We start from the raw sequence: 20976 nt of genomic DNA, 5'->3' as shown, positions 1-20976 counted from the left end.
CCCTTTCTTTATTAGTATTTTTCTGTTAAAGACTGCCAAATCTCTTCTGTTGGCATCTCCTTGCCTGTCCACAGTTGAAAAGCTTCTGCAGCTTGATAGAGCAACATTCCCAGACCATTGACAACTGGATTCCCCTGACTTATAGCCCATTTCAAAAATGGTGTTTCAAAGGGTTGGTAAATGATATCTGCTACTAGGAGAGTTTCTGGTATGACTATGTTTTCAGGAACTGGAGATGATTGACCATCCATCCCTACACTTGTCGCATTGACTAGTAAGTCCGACTCAGCAATCCTTGCTTGCAGTTCAGGAACATCTTCTAAAGCATACAAATCCACTTTAAAGCCTGTCTGCTCCTGTAACTTGTCTAGATAAGGTCTTGTTTTTTCCATAGAAACTGAACGAACAAAGACAGAAATCTGACTGACACCATCCAAAATAGCTTGTGCCAAGATAGACTTGGCCGCACCACCTGCACCCAGCAGGGTCATCTTCTTACCTGTAATTGTAAAAGAAGGCAAGCTCTTAAAAAATCCCTTGCCATCTGTATTATATCCAATTAAATTGCCATTCTCATTGACAACCGTATTAACCGCACCGATTAAGCGCGCTTCATCGCTCAATTCATCCAAATAAGGAATCACCTGCTCCTTATAAGGCATGGACAGGTTGATGCCAAACATCTGGTAGCGACGAATATTGGCCACTGTTTCTGCCAAGTCACCCGCTTCAATCTCCCAAGCCACGTAAGCACCATTGGTAGCTGTCGCCTCAAAGGCACTATTGTGGATAAAAGGGGAAATAGAATGCTTAATAGGATTGGCAACAACGGCAGCTAAACGTGTATAGCCATCAAGCTTCATCCAAAATCTCCCTGATTTTTTTCATGTTAGCTAGAGAAATCTGACCTGGGGCACTAGCCTCATCTAGACTAGCAAAGGACCAGCTAGAACCAGTCACATCCGCAGTGATACGAGAGACCTTACCCACCTTGCCCATAGAAATGGTCACATATTCCTGCTCAGGATTGAGGGTTTTAAAGCCTCGGGTATAGTTCATCAAGTCTAAGACATCCTGCTCCGTGTGAGCCATCACCGCAACCTTAACAAGTTTTGGATTTAAGCTCGTCAACTCTGACAAGATTTCCATCATATTTTCAGGCGTTTCTTGAAAATTATGGTAACTTAAAACGAGATTTGGGAAGTCCAGCATTTCCTCAAAAACATCCTTGTAGCTATAGTACTCAAAATCAATATAGTCTGGTTGATAGAGTTGCGCTACTTCCTTGATTAGATGGATATATTCTTCTGGAGAAAGGTCGATTTCTCCCCCTTCAGAGCGAGTTCTCAGCGTGAAAACCAACTCACGACCTGCGAATTTTTCAAAAATAGCTGGAGCTACCTGCAAAATCGCTTCCTTAGGCAGATAGTCGGCACGCCATTCAATGATGTCGGCATCCAGATACCTCGTAGCATCCAGAGCCTGAGCCTCCTCTAAACTTCTTGGCATTACTGAAACGATTAATTTCATTTACTAACCTTCATACTAATCACCTTGAGGTAATTACTACTTTCATCTTTTTTATTATAGGCAAAATCTGCTGGAAGACCATATTTGTTTAAAATCTGGTAACTTCTTCCTGCAAAGCCTTTATCAATTTGTTCTGTAAATTTCTGGCGGGAAACATTGGCAGCATTGGTACTGGCAATGATAATTCCTCGCGAATTTAAAATCTCAAGACTCTGGGAAATCAACTTGTGATAATCCTTTGCCACAGAAAATGTTTGTTTTTTGTTCCGAGCAAAGCTAGGCGGATCTAGGACAATGACATCATAGGTTAAGCCTTTTCGTTTGGCATACTTGAAATACTCAAAGACATCCATGACTATAAAACGATGGTCGTCTATGCTGATTCCATTTGCCTGAAAATGCGCTTGAGACAATTCTCGTGAACGTTTAGCTAGGTCAACCGAAGTAGTCTGGCTTGCTCCTCCCATAGCTGCAGCTACTGAAAAGGCTGCTGTGTAGGAAAACATATTGAGCAAGGATTTACCCATAGCCAATCCATCAACCAAGCTCCCACGAACCTCGTGCTGGTCTAGAAAAATCCCTGTCATCAAGCCATCATTCATGAAGACTTGATACAAGACACCATTTTCCAGAACAGTGAAAAAGTCAGGTGCTTCTTGACCATAAACATGGGCAGATTCATAGTCCAAACCCTTAAAACGGATCTTCTCATAAGCCCCTAAAACCTCAGGGAAAACCTGTCTAAAGGCTTCAGAAATAACCTTGCGAATCTGATAAACATAAGAGTTATACCAAGAAAAGACAGCATAGTCGCCATAAAGATCCACTGTCAGACCACCAAAACCATCTCCCTCTTGGTTAAAGAGACGAAAGGCAGTTGTCAAATCATCTTGATAGTAGGCTTTTCTCTGTTCTTTAGCTTGTCTAAACAGCGTTTCAAAGAAAGCTTGATTAAAGGTCACCTTATCTTTGCTGATAAACCAGCCCAAGCCCTTGTTTTGTTGGGAAAGGTAGGCAGTCCCAAGAAAATTTCCATCTTGACTATGGACTTCCACTTCCTGATCCTTAAGATTGACATTCTCAAGATCGCTGGCTTCTAGTAAAACTAGACCTTTGATAAGCTTTTTTTCAACCCGCTTACTGACTCTTATTCTATTCATAACTACCATTATATCAAATTTTTAGACAATTCTCAAAAAAGAAACTACCCTTGCTTTTTTACTCTCGTTTTAAAAAATGGTATACTAATACTAATTAAAAATTAGGAAGTAAATGTGTGAGAATTAATTTTAACAAAATCCAAAAAGCCATCGGTACCAGACTGGGTTTTGTCCTAACCCTTTTAATCATCTATTGGTTCAAAACCTTATTAGCCTATACCGTTGACTTTAATTTAGACATTCAATTGGGCAAATTGCAGGGAAATTACCTTGCCTTTATCGCCTTTTTCAACCCCCTTCCTTTGGGGCTCCTTCTACTAGCTCTAGCCCTCTATGCTCGGTCAACCAAGATTTTTTATAGTATTAGTATAGCTATTTATAGCCTTTTATTCATTTGGCTCTATTCCAATGTCTTTTACTATCGAGAATTTAGTGACTTTATCACGGCTAACACCATGAAGGTGGTCAGCAAAGTGTCTGTTGGTACTGCGGAACTAGAGTTGCTGCGTCCTTGGGATTTTATCTATTTTATGGATTTCCCAGTGCTGTCTTTCCTTTTCTTTAAAAAATTCATCCATTTGGATAGGAGACCTTTCAAATTCCGCTCGAGTGTTGCTATCACTGCTCTCTCAGCCCTGCTCTTTTCAGCTAATCTTTTCTTAGCAGAAATTGAACGTCCCGATCTCCTGTCGCGAGGATTTTCTAATTATTATGTTGTTCGTGCCCTTAGTTTGCCAGCCTTTTTAGGTTATAGTGCCAACCAATCCTACAGCGCCAACAAAGAACGTGCCAAGGCTTCTGAGACTGACCTTCAACCTATCACAGATTATATTCAAGAGCATTCGGCTAAGCCTAATCCAGACTATTTTGGCTTAGTCAAAGGGAAAAATGTAATCTATCTCCACTTGGAGAGTTTCCAGCAGTTCCTACTTGACTATAAACTCAACATAGATGGAACTGAGCATGAAGTCACTCCCTTCCTTAATTCCCTCTACCATTCGCAATCAACCCTAGCCTTTTCGAATATCTTTAACCAAGTCAAGGCTGGTAAGACCTCAGATGCGGAAACTATGTTGGAAACTGGTCTGTTTGGACTTGACCAAGGTTCTTTCATGGTCAACTACGGTGGTACCAATACCCAGCAGGCAGCACCTTTTATCCTATCAAAAAACGGCTACCAATCAAGTGCTGTCTTTCACGGTAATATCGGGACCTTCTGGAATCGAAATACGACCTACAAACAATGGGGCTACCAATACTTCTTTGACGCATCCTACTTCACCAAGCAAGACAGTAGCAATTCTTTCCAATATGGTTTAAATGATAAAATCATGATGAAAGATTCTATCCAATATCTGGAGCATTTACAGCAGCCTTTTTATGCCAAGTATATCACGGTGTCCAATCACTATCCTTATGCTAGCAATCTGACAGGCGATGAGCTTGGTTTCCCCTTGGCCAAAACCAAAGATGAAACGATCAACGGCTACTTCCAAACAGCCAACTATCTGGATAGTGCCATCAAGGCCTTCTTTGACTATCTCAAAGAAAGTGGCCTCTATGAAAAATCCATCATCGTCATTTACGGAGACCATTATGGCATTTCCAACTCCCGCAATCCTGACCTGGCACCCTTGATTGGAAAGACTTCTGAGAACTGGTCTAATTACGATAATGCCATGTTACAACGAGTGCCTTTTATGGTAGTCATGCCTGGTTATGAAAAAGGGCAAATCATCAATACCTACGGTGGACAAATCGATATCTTACCGACTCTCGAACACCTCCTTGGTATTGAGTCAAATTCTTTCCTTCAAGTTGGACAAGATCTTCTGTCTCCAGATCATCAAGAAATCGTTGCCTTTCGAACTGCCAATTCCTTCGTCACACCTAAATACACTAGTTACGACGGACGAACCTACTATACTGAGAGCGGCCTTGAAATCAGTAATCTTGATGAACAAGCTCAGAATGAACTAGAAATTGTTCGTCAAGCAGCTAGTCAACAGCTAAAAATCAGCGACCAGATTCAAACTGGCGATTTGATCCGTTTCTACCAAGCAGATCATCTTGGAAAAGTTGATACAGAAAGTATTTCTTACCTCAATTCTTTACCAATTCTTCAAAAGATTGAGCAGGAAAAAGGTAGTCAATCAACCAGTCTCTTTAGCCAAAGAAAAGGTAAGACCAGTACTGACCTTTTCAAGGCACCAAGTTACCAAGAACTCCATCCAGAATCGGCAGAAACCGAATCAAAATCACAATAAAAGATGCTCTTCCATCGTGGAGGAGCATTTCGTTTTATAAAATAAAATTCAACGAAAATCAAAGAACAAACTAGGAAACTAGCCTCAGGTTAACTGTGAGATTGTAGGTAGAGAGGTTGTACCTGCAATATATGTCTGTCAAGTTTAGTGACGTAGATAGTAGAATAAAGATGAGAAGACATAGAGAGAAGATAAATCACTTCAGCAGGTATCGGGAAAATTTGATTTTATAGAGAAGCCTTTTGTTACAAATTCAATATACTATCAATAAATAATATTATAGAAGCAACAATAATTATAATTTCACCTATCTGCATCATTCTATTTCGAACTCTAAATATATGTTCTATCAAAAATACTTGGAACACACACATTATAGGAATTAACGTTTTTGAAATTGAAAAATATCCAAATAAATAAACTATAAACAACAAAAATAGAACTATGTTATATTTCTTATTCAAAACATTCCTCCCTATATATTTTTGATTACCAATCTTAATCATTTACAACTACATTCTAACAAACTATGAAAGCGTTTGTCGAATTGAATTTATCAAGCAAGCGACCAACTAGCTCATCTTTTTTCTATTTCTGCCAATATGCGTGACAGGTAGTAACGATAGCTAAAAATAGCAAGAGCAAGCAGGAGGATAAGAGCTCCTACTCCCAAGCTGATGGCAAGAACAGGAGAGAGAGACCGAACCAAGAATAAGCTCCCAATTACAAGGGCCATCAGGATTGCAATATAAATAAACAGTAAAACTATTGCTACTATACGATTTGAACGATTCACTAGGTCAGTAATGCTACTCCAATTGGTTGACAGATTTTTCACGTCCTTAAAGTAATTGTGGCAAGAAAGGATGACACTGGCAAGGGTCCAGACTACAAGAAGGTAAATCATCGAAAGGATGGGCAAGCCTAAATATAGAGAAAGGCCAAGTAAAATCAGAACTGGAAAAAAAGACTGGACAGCAAATATAATCCAAAATTTCACTTTCACATAACGAGCAAAGTCAAAGGGTAAACTCTTAAGAAAATCAACATTTTCCCTCTCCAAGGACAAGGCAATTGAATGCAGGCTGGTGATATTGTTATTGACAACTGCTATAAAGAGAGCTATAAAAAACAAGGGTAACCAGTATGGAGGATGAATGTCTGGAACTATCTGAGAATCTCGGATGTTGGAAATCAGACCGATCATCATGAGATAAGGAAGGAAAGCACTTGTAAAAAGCACTGTAATCACGCCAGTTCCCTGTCCCAAGAGGGTGAGGTGGTAGCGTAAAACCATACGGAAAAAGCCCTTTTTAGTAGTTGAAATTCTCTCCTTATTGCGACGTTCTTTCTTGACCTTCTCCTCACTGTTAAGCAGAATCACGTCATAAAAATGAGGAAAAACCTTCTTTTTGGTCAGGTAAAGCAAGAAAACAGTTAAAGCTATCCAAGCGAGCAGACCCAGTATGGCTTCTGTCGAAAAAGGCTGCACTGCTATTTTGTAAAAGATATGAATAGGATAAAGGAGAAATGGAATGTCTCTAACTTTGTCAACAATACTTCCAAAAGTCGACTGTAGAAAGAGGACAAATATTAAAGGTATGAGAACCCCTATCCCAATCATCACATTCGAAAAAATAGACTGATACTTTCTGAAGACCGTAGTCTGAGCCAAGAAATGTACTGCCACTACCATCACTAAAGTAACAGAGACAAATAATAAGGCCAAGGACAGCAGCATCAAAGGCAAGCCCAGCCAAAGAGAAGGAGCTAGCCTAATATAGAGGACTAGAAAATAAGCTAGGATTGGTACAATTCCAGCTAGAGCTGGCAAGAGGACAGACAGTCCTTTAGCAATTATAATCTCTGATTCTTTAAAGGCATAGGGCCTATACGATACCAAATCCTTACTCTCATAAAAGACATTGTAAAATGCAGTGAAAGAAGTTGAAAAGGCAAGCACCAGTAAAATAGCAACCATGGTACTAAAAAAACTTGGCCTTTCCTCAAAAGGAAAACGAAAGGCTATATTTATAAACATGATGAGCATCAAGAGACTGGAAAAAATGTAAGAACTTAGGACTCTAGCGGAAACATTTACTTTTTTCCCAGGATTTTTAGCTTGCTTCTTTCGTAGGTTAGCCAGATTAGCTTCTTGAGATGAATAGAGGATATTGACATCAACTAATTTTTTAATGACCTTGAGACGCATCTAAAACCTCCTCTTTTCTACCAGCAAGGCTAAGGTAGATACTTTCCAAAGACTGGTCTGGGTGGTCTTTTCTCAAGTCCTCCACGCTACGACAATAAATCAAATGTCCCTTTTTCAAAATGGCAATCCGATCACAGACTTGTTCGGCTACCTCTAGGACATGGGTTGAAAACAAGACCGTCTTACCTTTTTGTGCATGTTCCTTCATCATTTGCTTCAAATCAAAGGCAGCCTGAGGATCCAAACCAGTCAAGGGTTCGTCCAAGACCCAAATATCGGGATCGGACAAGAGTGCTCCGATGACAAAGACTTTCTGACGCATTCCGTGAGAAAGGGTTTCAATGACCTGATAGCGGTTTTCAGCAAAATCAAAAACACTCAATAGCCTAGCTAGACTAGCCTCTAAATCAGAGCTAGTCAGATCATAGGATGAAGCAAGCAATTCCCAAAATTCATTGGCCGTTAAGCGTAAAAATAAGTCAGGCGAGTCTGCTACATAGCCAATCTTTCGTTTAATAGCCAAGCGATTTTCCGATAACTCCTGACCATCTACCAAAATACGACCACTACTAGGTGAAATGATACTAACTAGAGATTTTATAGTGGTTGATTTTCCAGCACCATTATGACCAATCAAGCCCATAATCTCTCCATTTTCAATCTGCAAATTGAGATTGCTCAAAGCCTCTTTATCACCATACAACTTACTAACATTTTGAAATTCAATCATGAGAAATCTCCTCTCTTTATCTATGTAATTTACTATAATTATAGCGCTTTCATTTTAAAAATCAACATTTTATATAAAATAGTCAAAACTTATTATTCAGTTTTACGCAAACGTTTGAGCTAACCAATACTTTATGATAGAATAAAGAACAAGATTGACAAGTAAGAGGAAACATCATGCAAAATCAAACACTCATGCAATACTTTGAATGGTATCTGCCCCACGACGGCCAGCACTGGACACGTCTGGCTGAAGATGCTCAACACCTAGCTGATCTCGGTATCAGCCATGTCTGGATGCCACCAGCTTTCAAGGCGACCAATGAAAAAGATGTAGGCTATGGGGTCTATGACTTATTCGACCTTGGTGAGTTCAACCAAAAAGGAACTGTCCGCACCAAGTATGGTTTTAAAGAAGACTATCTTCAAGCCATTCAAGCTCTAAAAGCACAGGGAATTCAACCTATGGCAGATGTGGTGCTCAACCACAAGGCTGCTGCTGATCACAGGGAAGCCTTTCAGGTTATTGAGGTGGATCCTGTTGACCGTACAGTCGAACTCGGAGAACCCTTCATCATCAACGGCTGGACTAGCTTTACCTTCGATGGTCGCCAAGATACCTACAATGACTTCCACTGGCACTGGTACCACTTTACTGGCACAGACTATGATGCCAAACGCCGCAAGTCTGGGATTTATCTGATCCAAGGGGACAACAAGGGCTGGGCAAATGAGGAATTAGTCGATAACGAAAACGGAAACTACGACTACCTCATGTATGCTGATCTAGACTTTAAACATCCTGAAGTCATCCAAAATATCTATGACTGGGCTGACTGGTTCATGGAAACGACTGGTGTAGCTGGTTTCCGCTTGGATGCCGTTAAACACATTGACTCTTTCTTCATGAGCAATTTTATCCGTGATATGAAGGAAAAATACGGTGAGGATTTCTATGTTTTTGGTGAATTTTGGAATCCAGACAAGGAAGCCAATCTAGACTATCTTGAAAAAACAGAAGAACGCTTTGACCTTGTCGATGTTCGTCTCCACCAGAATCTCTTTGATGCTAGCCGAGCAGGTTCCAACTACGACCTTCGTGGCATTTTCACAGATAGCTTGGTTGAACTCAAGCCCGACAAGGCTGTGACTTTTGTCGACAATCACGATACCCAACGAGGACAGGCCCTTGAGTCTACTGTTGAAGAATGGTTCAAACCAGCAGCCTATGCCCTCATTCTGTTACGCCAAAATGGTCTTCCATGTGTCTTTTACGGCGACTACTATGGGATTTCAGGGCAGTATGCTCAACAAGATTTCAAAGAAGTCCTTGACCGCTTCCTAACCATCCGAAAAGATTTGGCCTATGGAGAACAAAATGACTACTTTGATGATGCTAACTGTATCGGTTGGGTACGTTCAGGTGCTGAAAATCAATCCCCAATCGCAGTCCTTATCTCAAATGACCAAGAAAACAGCAAGTCAATGTTTGTCGGCCAAGAATGGGCTAACCAAACCTTTGTAGATTTACTTGAAAACCACCAAGGTCAAGTTACAATTGATGAGGAAGGTTATGGACAATTCCCTGTCTCAGCTGCTTCGGTAAGTGTCTGGGCAGCCAATACTATCTAATAGCTCATAATAACCAAGCCAGGTCCAAACGGATTTGGCTTTTTTTCATTCACAAAAAGACCTACCCAAATGGATAGATCTTTACTTGATTACAATTTACCTGCTACTTCATCCAACAATTCTTGGATCTTAGCTTGGTTGCTTCCTCCTGCCATGGCCATGTCTGGTTTACCACCACCACGTCCATCGACGATTGGTGCCAATTCTTTGACAAGGTTTCCTGCATGAAGGTCTTTTGTCTTGCTTGCTACAAGAACATTGACTTTGTCACCGATAGCAGCAACTAGGACAAGAAGATCAGAGTAGTCTTTTTGTTTCCAGTTATCCGCAAAGGTACGAAGAGCACCTGCATCTGATACAGAAACTTGGCTAGCAATGTAACGGTGACCATTGACTTCCTTCACATCCTTGAAGATATCACCTGCGGCTGCAGCTGCGGCCTTTTCCTTCAACTCAGCATTTTCTTTTTGAAGTTGACGAAGTTGTTCTTGAAGTCCTTCTACCTTGTGAGGTACTTCCTTGACTTGAGGTGCTTTCAAGGTTGCTGCGACAGCTTTAAGAGCGTCCTCTTGTTCACGGTAAGCTTCAAAGGCTTCCTTACCAGTCACTGCCAAGATACGACGAGTTCCTGATCCGATACCTTCTTCTTTGACAATCTTGAAAAGACCAATTTCAGAAGTGTTGCCAACGTGGGTACCACCACAAAGCTCGATAGAGTAGTCACCGATAGTAACAACACGGACTTCTTTGCCGTATTTCTCACCAAAGAGAGCCATAGCTCCCATTTCTTTAGCAGTGTCAATATCCGTTTCAACTGTCTTCACTTCAAGTGCTTCCCAGATTTTCTCGTTAACTTGCTGTTCAATGGCACGCAATTCTTCAGCAGTTACTGCTTGGAAATGCGTAAAGTCAAAGCGAAGGAATTCAACTTCGTTAAGAGATCCTGCTTGTGTCGCATGGTTTCCAAGGATGTTGTGAAGAGCAGCGTGAAGCAAGTGAGTCGCAGTGTGGTTTTTCATAACACGGTGACGACGATTTGTATCAATTGCCAAGGTATATTCTTGGTTCAAGGCAAGCGGTGCAAGGACTTCAACTGTGTGAAGAGCTTGTCCGTTTGGAGCTTTTTGAACATTGGTCACAGTAGCCACGACCGAACCAGACTCATCCAAGATTTGTCCATGGTCAGCTACCTGTCCACCCATTTCAGCGTAGAATGGCGTTTCCGCAAAGATAAGAGAGGCAGTTCCTTCTGATACAGCTTCTACTTCTGCATTGTCAGCCACGATAGCCACCAATTTAGAAGACAATTGGCTAGCATTGTAGTTGAAGACACTTTCTACAGTGATGTTTTGAAGGGTTTCATTTTGCATACCCATTGAGCCACCCTTGACAGCTGACGCACGCGCGCGTTCTTGCTGTTCTTTCATGGCTGCTTCAAAACCTTCACGGTCTACAGTCATACCAGCCTCTTCAGCGATTTCTTCAGTTAATTCAACTGGGAATCCATAAGTGTCATAAAGTTTGAATACATCTGAACCAGCAATGACAGATTGACCTTTTTCTTTCAAGTCAGCTACAATGCCTTGGGCAAAGTGCTGACCTGAGTGAAGAGTACGGGCAAATGACTCCTCCTCGCTCTTAACGATTTTTTCAATAAAGTCACGTTTTTCAAGCACTTCTGGGTAGTAACTTTCCATGATTTTTCCAACAGTTGGAACAAGTTTATAAAGGAAAGGTTCGTTGATTCCCAATTTTTGACCATGCATCGAAGCACGACGGAGAAGACGACGAAGGACATAACCACGACCTTCATTTCCTGGAAGGGCACCATCACCGATGGCAAATGAAAGTGAACGGATGTGGTCTGCGATAACCTTAAAGCTCATGTTATCGCCATCTTGGTCATAAACCTTACCAGACAATTTCTCCACTTCACGAATGATTGGCATGAAGAGGTCTGTTTCAAAGTTGGTCTTAGCCCCTTGGATAACTGCCACCAAACGCTCCAAACCAGCGCCCGTATCAATGTTCTTGTGTGGCAATTCCTTGTATTCGCTACGAGGAACAGCAGGGTCTGCGTTAAATTGTGACAAAACGATGTTCCAGATTTCGATGTAACGGTCGTTTTCGATATCTTCTGCAAGAAGACGAATACCGATATTTTCTGGGTCAAAGGCTTCTCCACGGTCAAAGAAGATTTCTGTATCAGGTCCAGAAGGTCCCGCACCGATTTCCCAGAAGTTATCCTCGATCGGAATCAAATGACTTGGATCCACTCCCACTTCAATCCAGCGGTTGTAAGAATCTTTATCATCTGGATAGTAAGTCATGTAAAGTTTTTCAGCTGGGAAGTCAAACCACTCAGGGCTTGTCAAAAGCTCATAAGCCCAAGTGATCGCTTCGTCACGGAAGTAATCCCCGATAGAGAAGTTCCCCAACATTTCAAACATGGTATGGTGACGTGCAGTCTTCCCTACGTTCTCAATATCGTTGGTACGGATAGCCTTTTGAGCATTGGTAATACGTGGATTTTCAGGGATAATAGTTCCGTCAAAGTATTTCTTAAGGGTTGCTACTCCAGAGTTGATCCACAAAAGAGTTGGATCATTTACAGGAACCAAGCTCACTGATGGTTCTACAGAGTGACCTTTGGTCGCCCAGAAATCAAGCCACATTTGGCGTACTTGTGCACTAGATAGTTGTTTCATATTGTCTCCTTATTTACTTGTTAATGTGATTGGCTTTCCAGCATTTCCACATAGTCAATGGCGACACAGAGAGAAATGACTAGGTCTGCATAAGCGTCCTCAAGAACCGTTACGTTATAGGTAGAGGTCAGATGGAAGAGTTCCTTCTTAATTTCCGCAATCAGCTGATCACGATCATCCAGCAATTTGAAATCCAAATCCCAGATATTGCCCTCGATACGAAGACCCAGATTATCAAACTCATACTTATCTCGCCAGAAGGTCAACTTCTTACGAATGACAAAACTCGAGCCATTCCGAAGCTGAATTTCAAAACGAGGTAGCAAGGTCAAGATTTCTTTACTGATCTGACTGACCTGTTCACCATAGGCATCATAGATGGTAAAAGTTTTGGGAATTTGGAAAAATGATCCCTCCACCTGATAGGCGATTTCTCCTATGTCATCCTTGATAGCGAAGCGTTCGCCTCCAAGACGAAACTTTTGTTTGACAAGAAATGTTTTCATCAACACCTCCAAAAATCAAAAGACAAGCTCATATCACGAAGGGCGAAAAACCGCGGTACCACCTTCATTCAATGAACTTGTCATTCTCTTATTCTTATGCAATTGTATGATTGAGTAGCATAACTTCCTAGCTTAGATGGCTCGCAGCACCGCCATTTCTCTGGACTAAGACTACTGAAAATCAATTCTCAACTTTCTTATTATAACGTTTTTTTAAGTCTGCGTCAACTGGAAATGATCTCCATTGAATCAGACCAATTCCCTACATCTCCGATTACTTTTTCAGGATATATTTTTTCTTACTGCCATTTTTCTTTTTATCCCAACTTTTATCCCACATTTTCGAATTGCTAAAAATAGCTACGAAAATATTCCAAAATATAAAGTTTCCTATCACCAAATATATAGACTCAGTCGTTAGGTATTGTCGATCCAAACCATCCTTTAGATAAAATAGTATATATGTTTGCTGAACAGTCAACAAGGCTGGCCAAAAAAATTTTTTGAAAAAAGTAGATATTTTCATTATTTGTTACCGCTTTCTGTAAGGTTAAGCTTAGTATACTACTAGGCAAGCAAATAAGCAACTATCATAGAAAAACATACAGTTACAAAAATTGCCTTTTATTTTAAAAACACTCCATGGTGTGAACCATGAAGTGTTCTAAGTGCTGTATTGTAACTGGTTCTTAACGTTTTGAAAACTGGTTAACTTTACGAGCTTTCTTAAGACCTAGTTTGATAGATAAGGATTTTACTACATTTCAAGATCCCTCTATAAAAGGAATTTGAGAAATTCTATACTTAAAAATTTTTTAAAGTTGTACTATATTTGATTGGAGAGGGAAAATATATATTCTATAATTCATTATCCTCTTTTAAATAATAATTACCGTTTCTCACTATATTATTTAATAAGGTAAATATAGTCTAATTTTTGAAGTCTAATTTTTGACAATTTGAAATAATTTCTTCCCAATTATTTGATGATTTAATGATTTTACATATTTCTGTGTATTTAAGTTTTGTTTTAAATTCACTAAGGGTAATATTTGAATTTTGTCTCATTGTTTCCCAATACTTATCAGCTCCAAGTAAATCTTTATTTATTCCTTTTTTAAGAAATAATTCATCTTCAGCTTTAACTATATAATTATAAACATCTTTTAATACTTCTTCTGGTATTTGAACAATCTCCGCAATCCATAACATCAATTGAGGACATCGAATTCCACTTAAATCGCAGTCTTTAATGAACTCTTTTTCTATCTTGTCTTTTGCTTTGATAAATTTATATTCAAAATACGCTTCTGTGAGATGAAATCTTTGTGACGGATTAGATACATTTCCATGTTTAAAATATCCTTCAGCATTTTGGCCATATCCCATAAATGATAATTTATCCGCTAAAAATTCACATTCATTAACATCACTGAAATTAATTAGAGAATCTGAAATATGCTTAAAATTCTTATTGATTATTGTTTGAAATTCTTTTTGGTTCAATTTTTCTCATTCCTTATCCTGTATTGTTTTCTATATTGTCAATACCTCTTATCTTTTCTGTTTCTTCATTATCTCATCAAAAATTATACCACTCAGCCATTTACTGAAATCAGAATTATTTGTCCATTCCCCAAATAATTGCATATTATCCCACATGATTATTCCAAAGACATCACTTAATGCTGTTTCATACTCCCGTTTAATATTTTCTAAATCTGAATTTTTTAAAGCATTTCTAAACTTATCATTTTTCATAACCATATCTGGTAACTCTTTAATTTGACGAGCGACATTGTCCTTATCTTTCCATTTGATATTACCATAGACATCATTAAAAGTCGTAATGATATTTTCAAGTGAATCTAGTTCTAATTCTCCTTTTCTTCCTGTACCAATACCTAATCCTTCAACAATTCCATCTTCATCCTCTAAAATGATAGCCATTGTTTTTTTCTTTTCCAAACGGTAGCTTTCCAAGTCAATAGAATCCAAGATCCCCTGTGAAAAATCCTTATCTTTAGGTGTCGGTAGCCGATGGATTAACTGCTCAAAGAAAATGACTCTCTTTTCCCATTCCACTTGACCAATCGGAAGAATAGAAGCTATAAAATTATAGGTTCTAATGAAAGATTTAACTCCACTCTTAAACACTACTTGCTCTTCCTCAGTTAATGCGACATAACGTTCAACAACCCTATCAATGATATGATCAAGCTTACTTCTTGAACTATTTTCTATAAAAAGTTCTACTACTGTATCTACTTCATTCTCTTCATAAACATACATTCCATCAAGTATACCTAACAGATTATTAAGTTTATTTGGATCTGTTTCTTCTTCCAATTTTGTTTCACGAAAATAAGGTTGAAAGGCTTCTTGAATATGTTCTGGTTTGTTTGCAAAGTCAATCACACATGTATCAATTTTATATTTAGCACTTCTATTCAGACGAGATAATGTTTGAACAGCCTTGACGTCATTTAACACCTTGTCAACATACATAGTATGAAGAAGTGGCTCATCATATCCTGTTTGATATTTATCTGCAGCAATCAAAAATTTATATTTATCTTCTTTGAATCGTTCTGGTGTTTCTTTATCTGAAAATCCATTCAGGCTTGTTTCTGTAACGACCTTACCTTTGTACTCTTTTTCTCCTGAAAAAGCAATTACTGCCTCAAAACCAGTATTTGAACGTTTCAATATATCGCTAATAATATTATAGTACTCAATAGCACGAAGAATACTCTGCGTTATAATCATCGCTTTCGCTTTCCCATTTATTTTTGGAGCCACCGTAGTCAGAAAATGTTTGACCATTACTTCTGCTTTTTCTCGAATTGGAAACTCTTGCCCCTCAACATAGTTTCTGATTTTATATTGAGATTTCTTTTTATCAAAATCAGGATTACTTTCTATAGTTTTATAGATCTTATAATAGTTTTCATAATGCGTATAGTTCTTTAAAACATCTAAGATAAAACCTTCTTCAATTGCTTGTTTCATAGAGTAGAGGTCAAAGACACTGCCAAACATTTCAATTGTTTTAGCTTTTGGAGTTGCTGTAAAGGCAAAGAAGCTCGCATTCTCAGGCATTTTTCTTGCTTCAATGAGTTCATTCAAATGATCCTCCATATCTTTATCATCTGTCGAACGGCCTCCTGAGACTGCCATATTGAGAGAAGCAGCAGCTTTACCACTTTGAGAAGAATGAGCTTCATCAATGATAATCGCAAAGTTTCTTCCTTGTAAGTCTGTTCCAATCTTTTCTAGGAGATAAGGAAACTTTTGTACAGTAGTGATAATGATTTTTTTACCATCCGTCAATAAGTTTTTCAAATCTGTCGATGAATTAGCATGACCAACAATACTCTTCTCATCAATAAACTTACGAATATTCGCTTCAATTTGCTTATCTAAATTCAATCGGTCTGTCACAACAATCACAGAATCAAAAGTCTTCTTATCATTGTAGCTCACTTCTACAAGACGATAAGCAAGCCATGTGATGGAATTACTCTTTCCGCTACCAGCACTATGTTGAATCAAATAACGGTTCCCAACACCATGCTCTCTCACATCTTCTACCAAACGAGTTACTGCCCGATACTGATGATAACGTGGAAAAATTAGCGTCTCAGTATGTTTAACTTTATCCACTGAAATATAAGCGAAATCACGAATGAGACTGGTCAATGTCTCTTTCTTCAAGAACTCTTTCCAAAGATAGTCTGTCATAGTCCCTGATGGATTGATAGGATTCCCAGATCCTCCAGTTTCTGTTCCCTTATTAAAAGGCATGAAACGAGTATTTTTGCCATCTATCCTAGTCGTAAAGCTGATGAAATTCTCATCAACTGCAAAATGAGCCATACATCGTTTAAAGGTAAATAATGTTTCCTTAGCATCACGGTCATTCTTGTATTGTTCTTCAGCGTCTTTATATGTCCACCCTGAGCTAGAGGCACGACTCTTAAGCTCCATTGTCATAATTGGCAAACCATTGATCATAATCGCTAGATCCAACTCCAACCCTCGATTCTTGTCAGAATAAGTCAGTTGGTTAGTAACGGCAAAAATATTAGTTTTAAACTCTTCGTATGAGCTTGGTCTCTTAGGGTCTAACGCATGGTAAAAGATAATCGTCCCTGATGAAGGGTAACACTTAATTCCATTTTTAAGGACAGATACAATTCCTTCCTTACGAATTTTATAATCGAGTTGCTTGAAAAACTTATCCTTACCTGCTGCTGTATCAAGGGATAAAATCTCATATTCACTCGGCTGTGACTGGCGAATAAACTCTAGGAGTCTCACTTCATCAAATGCATACTGCCTATTATAAGACGCCTTCATCTCACTAGGATGAATATAGGTATAGCCGTTCTCTTCCACTACATAATCAATGATATTGGTTTCTAACTCTTCTTCCATTTTTGTATCCCGTATTCCCATAAAAAGTACCTCCTATTCTTTTATTTCTTCCTCATCTGTTAAGACATCAATGTCTACTTTTTCATAAGATGGAATAACAACGTTACGGACATCTATCTTACCGGTCACGACTTCTGAAATGAGAGAGTATTTGAAGCTATTCAATTCTCCAATAATTGAATTACAGATATTGATGTTTCTTTTAACTATGCTTAACTTCTTTTCAATTCTCTCGACAATTTTCTTTTGCTCATTTAATGATACTACCGGAATTTTAATAGATTTTAAATCATTACTTTTAAATCTATATACTTTTATACCAGTTGATGCCTTTTTAAGTAATAGGGCATCTTTTTTTAAGCAATAGAACAAATACTTGGGGTCAATCCCTTCTTTAGGTTTTATAAGTAATTGCTCTCCACCAATTAGACCTTTTTCATCTCTATCATAGAATGCAAAATGCCCTAAATCTTCAATAGTTTCGGACGTATAAACTGCAATAATATCGTTTCTATCAACTATTTGAGACGATTTACAAAATTCATCATTTACGTAAAAATTATAATTATTATCTATAGTGTCAACTTTATACACCTTCCCATACTGTAATGCTACATATGTGCCCTTAGATAACAAATCATCTTTTGTAAAGGTTGAATTACCTCTAACTATATCTACATACTTCCTAATACTTTCTTCTTTCATATTTGAAGAGTTAAAAGAGATTATCTTTTCAAAAAGTCGATTAAGTTTTTCTATCTTCTCCTTCTCCACAGCAATCAATCGATCAATCTCATTTATTTTCCAGTCCAGATAGGTAGCAATTTGTTTCTGTTCTATTAAGGGAGGAAGAATCACTTTTTCATATTTTAACATCTGCATTGGCACTCGAAGCCTATGGTCTAAAATTCCCTTTCCCAGCACTCTAAAAGATTCATAGAAAGGTTTAACTTGAAATAAATAGTTCAGATAGTCTATATTATGCTCACTTTCATTTATCAAGCACAAAACATAATAAACCTGACTTAATACACCTTTATATTTTGACTTACCTAATGATCCAATCATCATGTTCATCGAATTAAGAACCATATCATTAGGATAGACAATCTTATAATTTTCAATATTTTCTGAAGCCTTATTACCAACACTGCCTTTTTCTGTATAAGGTATAACTCCTCTGTTCTTTATAACAGACAAAATAAACTGAATGTCTCCTTTTTGATTTTTTTCTTTTCTCTCTTCAAAAACATGGGAAATAGGACTGACTTCCCAATGTTCAGGAACTTCTTCCAGCCAGGGCAGGTCAACTTTCTTATACCGTTCGTACCTATTCATACAACCCCTCCAAAACGCTTGCCATCATGCCATCTGATTGTTTTTCTAACTCTTTGATTCGAGCAACAATGGTTTCGACGCTTTCTAATTGTTTTGGCTTGTAGAAGTACTTGGTGAAGTTTATCTCATAACCAATTTGTGTCTTTTCCGTATTGACAAAAGCATCTGGATGATATGGTAGCACTTCTTGTGCGATAAAGGCATCGATACCCCCTTTATAAGTCATCGGTATGTTTTCTGTATCAGTTAAATTTGTATCAATGATGACATGACCTTTACTATCTGTTTGCAACTCTGCATTTTCATCTATAACAATGATATTATCCAGCATACCCGTTGAAATTGCCTTTGTTAAGCTAGCACCTTTGATATTATAGGCTTTAAGAGCCTTATTAAATTTCTTCACAAATGTTGAAAAGTCAAGGTAGAGTTCCTCTTGCCCAAAAGATTGTAATACAGCCAAGTAGGCTTTGATGTTCTCAGTTTTTTTAAGTTCTGAAAGAGCACCTTTCGTGTCTTTAAGTCCACTATTGGATAATTTAGCTTTATCGAGATTGCCTTCTAAGGCACCAACTGCTGTTAATGTCGTTTCTAATTGTTGAAGATTAGTTTGATTGCAAAGAATAGCTTGTCTAAGTGGGCGTTCCACTGTCACCTTATAGTAACCAAAGTCTTCGTTATTGAATATTTTTGAATGCTCGCTTTCTTGAAAATTGAGGTATTCATCAAGAATGAACTGACGATTCTCTTCTGAAAGTTCACAGTTTTTCTTACCAAGGTTCTTCCGTAAGGAAGTCTTAATACTGCTAGCATCGATTAGTTGGATTTTTCCTTTACGCTTTTCTTCTTTACGATTGCTGAGAATCCAGATATGCGTTGTAATTGGTGTGTTATAGAATATGTTCTCTGGTAACTGAATAATAGCTTCGATAAGATCTTCTTCAATCATATAGCGACGGGCATTACTCGCCCCACTACCTGCATCACCTGTAAAAAGGGCTGAACCATTATGTACTTCGAGAATGCGAGATCCTAATGCTGTCTCTTTCATCTTAGCGATATTATTCAATAAGAATAGCAACTGTCCATCACTGACGTCTGGAAGCATACGGAAGTCTTCTTGTTCTTTGTAAGATTTGACAAAACGTGAATCCATCACACTTTTTTTAGCTTTATCATCTGTCCCTCCACCCAAGATAGTGAGATCTGTTTTCCAGTTCTTCCCATATGGTGGATTTGATAGCATAAAGTCAAAATGCTCACCCGAAGTTTGGTCGTAAGATAGGGTTGAGCCATAGAAAACTTTATTTGCATTGGTGTCCCCACCCTTAATCAGTAAGTCGGCTTTAGAGATAGCATAAGTTTCTGGATTGACCTCTTGTCCATATATGTGAATCGATAGAGACTTACCAGTTTCTTGAGCAAAAGTCTGAAGTTTTTCCTCTGCTACTGTAGCCATTCCAAGTGTTCCACAGGCCCCATCATAGATAGAATATGTCCCATCCTTCAACTTATCAAGAATCGGCACAACAGCGATATCAGCCATCAATTCAATAACATCACGAGGAGTGAAGTGTTCTCCTGCTTCCTCATTATTTTCCTCGTTAAACTTACGAATTAACTCTTCGAAAAGTGTTCCCATAGCATGGTTATCTAACCCTTTTTTTATCACTTTACCTTGTGAATTCACCTCATCATAAGGGCTAAGATTTAACTCTGATGATGTAAATTTTTCAATTACAGAACCTAAGATACCCGCTTCCGTCATCTTAGTTACTTGATTATTGAAATCAAACTTTTGTAAGATTTCCTTTACGTTTTCTGAGAACCCATTCAAATATTCTTCAAAATTCTTCTTAAGATTTTGACGGTTTATTTCGTGTTTTAAATCTTTCAGCTGAAATTGTGATGTGTTGTAGAATGACAAGTTCACGGCTGTTGCCAATGCTTTTTCAACATTCCACCCTTCTTGCTCTGCTGTCTCTTTAACTTTCATAATATTCGCTTTTTCTTTTTCGATAATAGTATCAAAGCGGCGAATAACAGTCATGGGAAGAATAACATCTCGGTATTTTCCTCGAACGTATACATCTCGCAAACAATCATCTGCAACAGACCAGATGAAACTAACAAGTTTATTGTACTCCAATGCATTATATGAACTATCCATTTAATTATCCTCCAAATTAAATTTTTCAATCGTAATGATATTTCCAATATCACTGTCTAGTTCCCTACAAATTTTTCCAATAACTACTAGAGAAACAGCTTCCCCTTTTACCATTTTTGAAATAGTTGTTGGTGAGATTCTAGTTTTAGCCATTAGATACCTCCAAGAAACGCAAAAAGCCTACTGGATTTTCAGTAGGTTTCAGTCTATATTTTTTGCATTTTTTTATTAGGTTATATATATATATATGCATTTGCGTAGTCTGGCTCATTTTGAACTCCTTT

General features: G+C 38.3%; 16 protein-coding genes. 2 read left to right on the top strand and 14 right to left on the bottom strand.

Annotated elements, in window-relative coordinates; genetic code table 11:
* Positions 1 to 11: 11 nt before the first annotated feature.
* From GEZ84_RS02325 to GEZ84_RS02315, 3 genes are read right to left on the bottom strand one after another with little or no spacing between them, the layout of a single operon-like run.
* Positions 12 to 863, bottom strand: coding sequence for a shikimate dehydrogenase (locus GEZ84_RS02325; RefSeq protein ID WP_153223285.1), 852 nt, complete (start codon positions 861 to 863; stop codon positions 12 to 14).
* A complete protein-coding gene (gene aroD, locus GEZ84_RS02320; protein WP_000767765.1) occupies positions 853 to 1530 on the bottom strand; it encodes a type I 3-dehydroquinate dehydratase in 678 nt (225 codons plus the stop codon). The genes GEZ84_RS02325 and aroD overlap by 11 nt, the downstream gene beginning before the upstream one ends.
* Complete coding sequence (locus GEZ84_RS02315) at positions 1527 to 2690, bottom strand: class I SAM-dependent rRNA methyltransferase (RefSeq protein ID WP_194252008.1); 1164 nt, start codon at positions 2688 to 2690, stop codon at positions 1527 to 1529. Before GEZ84_RS02315 ends, aroD begins: the two co-directional genes overlap by 4 nt.
* A gap of 116 nt (positions 2691 to 2806) precedes the next feature.
* Here GEZ84_RS02315 and GEZ84_RS02310 point away from each other — a divergent pair, with 116 nt between their 5' ends.
* Complete coding sequence (locus tag GEZ84_RS02310; RefSeq protein ID WP_319946407.1) at positions 2807 to 4957, top strand: LTA synthase family protein; 2151 nt, start codon at positions 2807 to 2809, stop codon at positions 4955 to 4957.
* 245 nt (positions 4958 to 5202) lie between these two features.
* Here the strand turns inward: GEZ84_RS02310 and GEZ84_RS11040 are convergent, their stop codons facing one another.
* From GEZ84_RS11040 to GEZ84_RS02300, 3 genes are all read right to left on the bottom strand, one after another.
* Positions 5203 to 5463 carry a hypothetical protein gene (locus GEZ84_RS11040; protein ID WP_319946406.1) on the bottom strand — a complete coding sequence of 87 codons (261 nt, stop codon included), beginning with the start codon at positions 5461 to 5463 and terminating at the stop codon, positions 5203 to 5205.
* A gap of 71 nt (positions 5464 to 5534) precedes the next feature.
* The gene (locus tag GEZ84_RS02305) at positions 5535 to 7169 is read right to left on the bottom strand and encodes a hypothetical protein (RefSeq protein WP_153223282.1); all 1635 of its coding nucleotides are present in this window, start codon (positions 7167 to 7169) and stop codon (positions 5535 to 5537) included.
* Positions 7150 to 7899 (bottom strand): ABC transporter ATP-binding protein, encoded by a 750-nt coding sequence (locus GEZ84_RS02300; RefSeq protein ID WP_153223280.1) that lies wholly within the window; start codon positions 7897 to 7899, stop codon positions 7150 to 7152. The genes GEZ84_RS02305 and GEZ84_RS02300 overlap by 20 nt, the downstream gene beginning before the upstream one ends.
* Positions 7900 to 8075: 176 nt before the next feature.
* Between GEZ84_RS02300 and GEZ84_RS02295 the strand changes: the two genes are divergently transcribed.
* Positions 8076 to 9530 carry an alpha-amylase gene (locus GEZ84_RS02295; protein ID WP_153223278.1) on the top strand — a complete coding sequence of 485 codons (1455 nt, stop codon included), beginning with the start codon at positions 8076 to 8078 and terminating at the stop codon, positions 9528 to 9530.
* Between the two features lie 89 nt (positions 9531 to 9619).
* Here the strand turns inward: GEZ84_RS02295 and alaS are convergent, their stop codons facing one another.
* The 8 genes from alaS to GEZ84_RS02255 form a co-directional block, all read right to left on the bottom strand.
* Positions 9620 to 12238 (bottom strand): alanine--tRNA ligase, encoded by a 2619-nt coding sequence (gene alaS / locus GEZ84_RS02290; RefSeq protein WP_153223276.1) that lies wholly within the window; start codon positions 12236 to 12238, stop codon positions 9620 to 9622.
* Between the two features lie 20 nt (positions 12239 to 12258).
* Positions 12259 to 12744: an LURP-one-related/scramblase family protein gene (locus GEZ84_RS02285; RefSeq protein WP_153223275.1), complete on the bottom strand. Its 486-nt coding sequence runs from the start codon at positions 12742 to 12744 to the stop codon at positions 12259 to 12261.
* Between the two features lie 274 nt (positions 12745 to 13018).
* Positions 13019 to 13270 (bottom strand): hypothetical protein, encoded by a 252-nt coding sequence (locus GEZ84_RS02280; protein ID WP_153223273.1) that lies wholly within the window; start codon positions 13268 to 13270, stop codon positions 13019 to 13021.
* Positions 13271 to 13674: 404 nt separating this feature from the next.
* Entirely contained in the window at positions 13675 to 14250 is a 576-nt protein-coding gene (locus GEZ84_RS02275) for a hypothetical protein (RefSeq protein WP_153223271.1), read from the bottom strand.
* 48 nt (positions 14251 to 14298) lie between these two features.
* Positions 14299 to 17205 (bottom strand): type I restriction endonuclease subunit R, encoded by a 2907-nt coding sequence (locus GEZ84_RS02270; RefSeq protein ID WP_153223269.1) that lies wholly within the window; start codon positions 17203 to 17205, stop codon positions 14299 to 14301.
* Positions 17206 to 17217: 12 nt separating this feature from the next.
* Complete coding sequence (locus GEZ84_RS02265) at positions 17218 to 18522, bottom strand: restriction endonuclease subunit S (protein ID WP_153223267.1); 1305 nt, start codon at positions 18520 to 18522, stop codon at positions 17218 to 17220.
* Entirely contained in the window at positions 18515 to 20692 is a 2178-nt protein-coding gene (locus GEZ84_RS02260; protein WP_153223266.1) for a type I restriction-modification system subunit M, read from the bottom strand. Before GEZ84_RS02260 ends, GEZ84_RS02265 begins: the two co-directional genes overlap by 8 nt.
* Positions 20693 to 20845, bottom strand: coding sequence for a helix-turn-helix domain-containing protein (locus tag GEZ84_RS02255; protein WP_153223264.1), 153 nt, complete (start codon positions 20843 to 20845; stop codon positions 20693 to 20695).
* Between the last annotated feature and the right edge of the window lie 131 nt (positions 20846 to 20976).

The sequence above is a fragment of the Streptococcus mitis genome (assembly GCF_009496155.1).
In the GTDB taxonomy this organism is placed as follows: Bacteria; Bacillota; Bacilli; order Lactobacillales; family Streptococcaceae; genus Streptococcus; species Streptococcus mitis_BQ.
The sequence above is the reverse complement of the archived record's forward strand: the minus strand, read 5'-3'. Positions and strand labels throughout refer to the sequence as shown.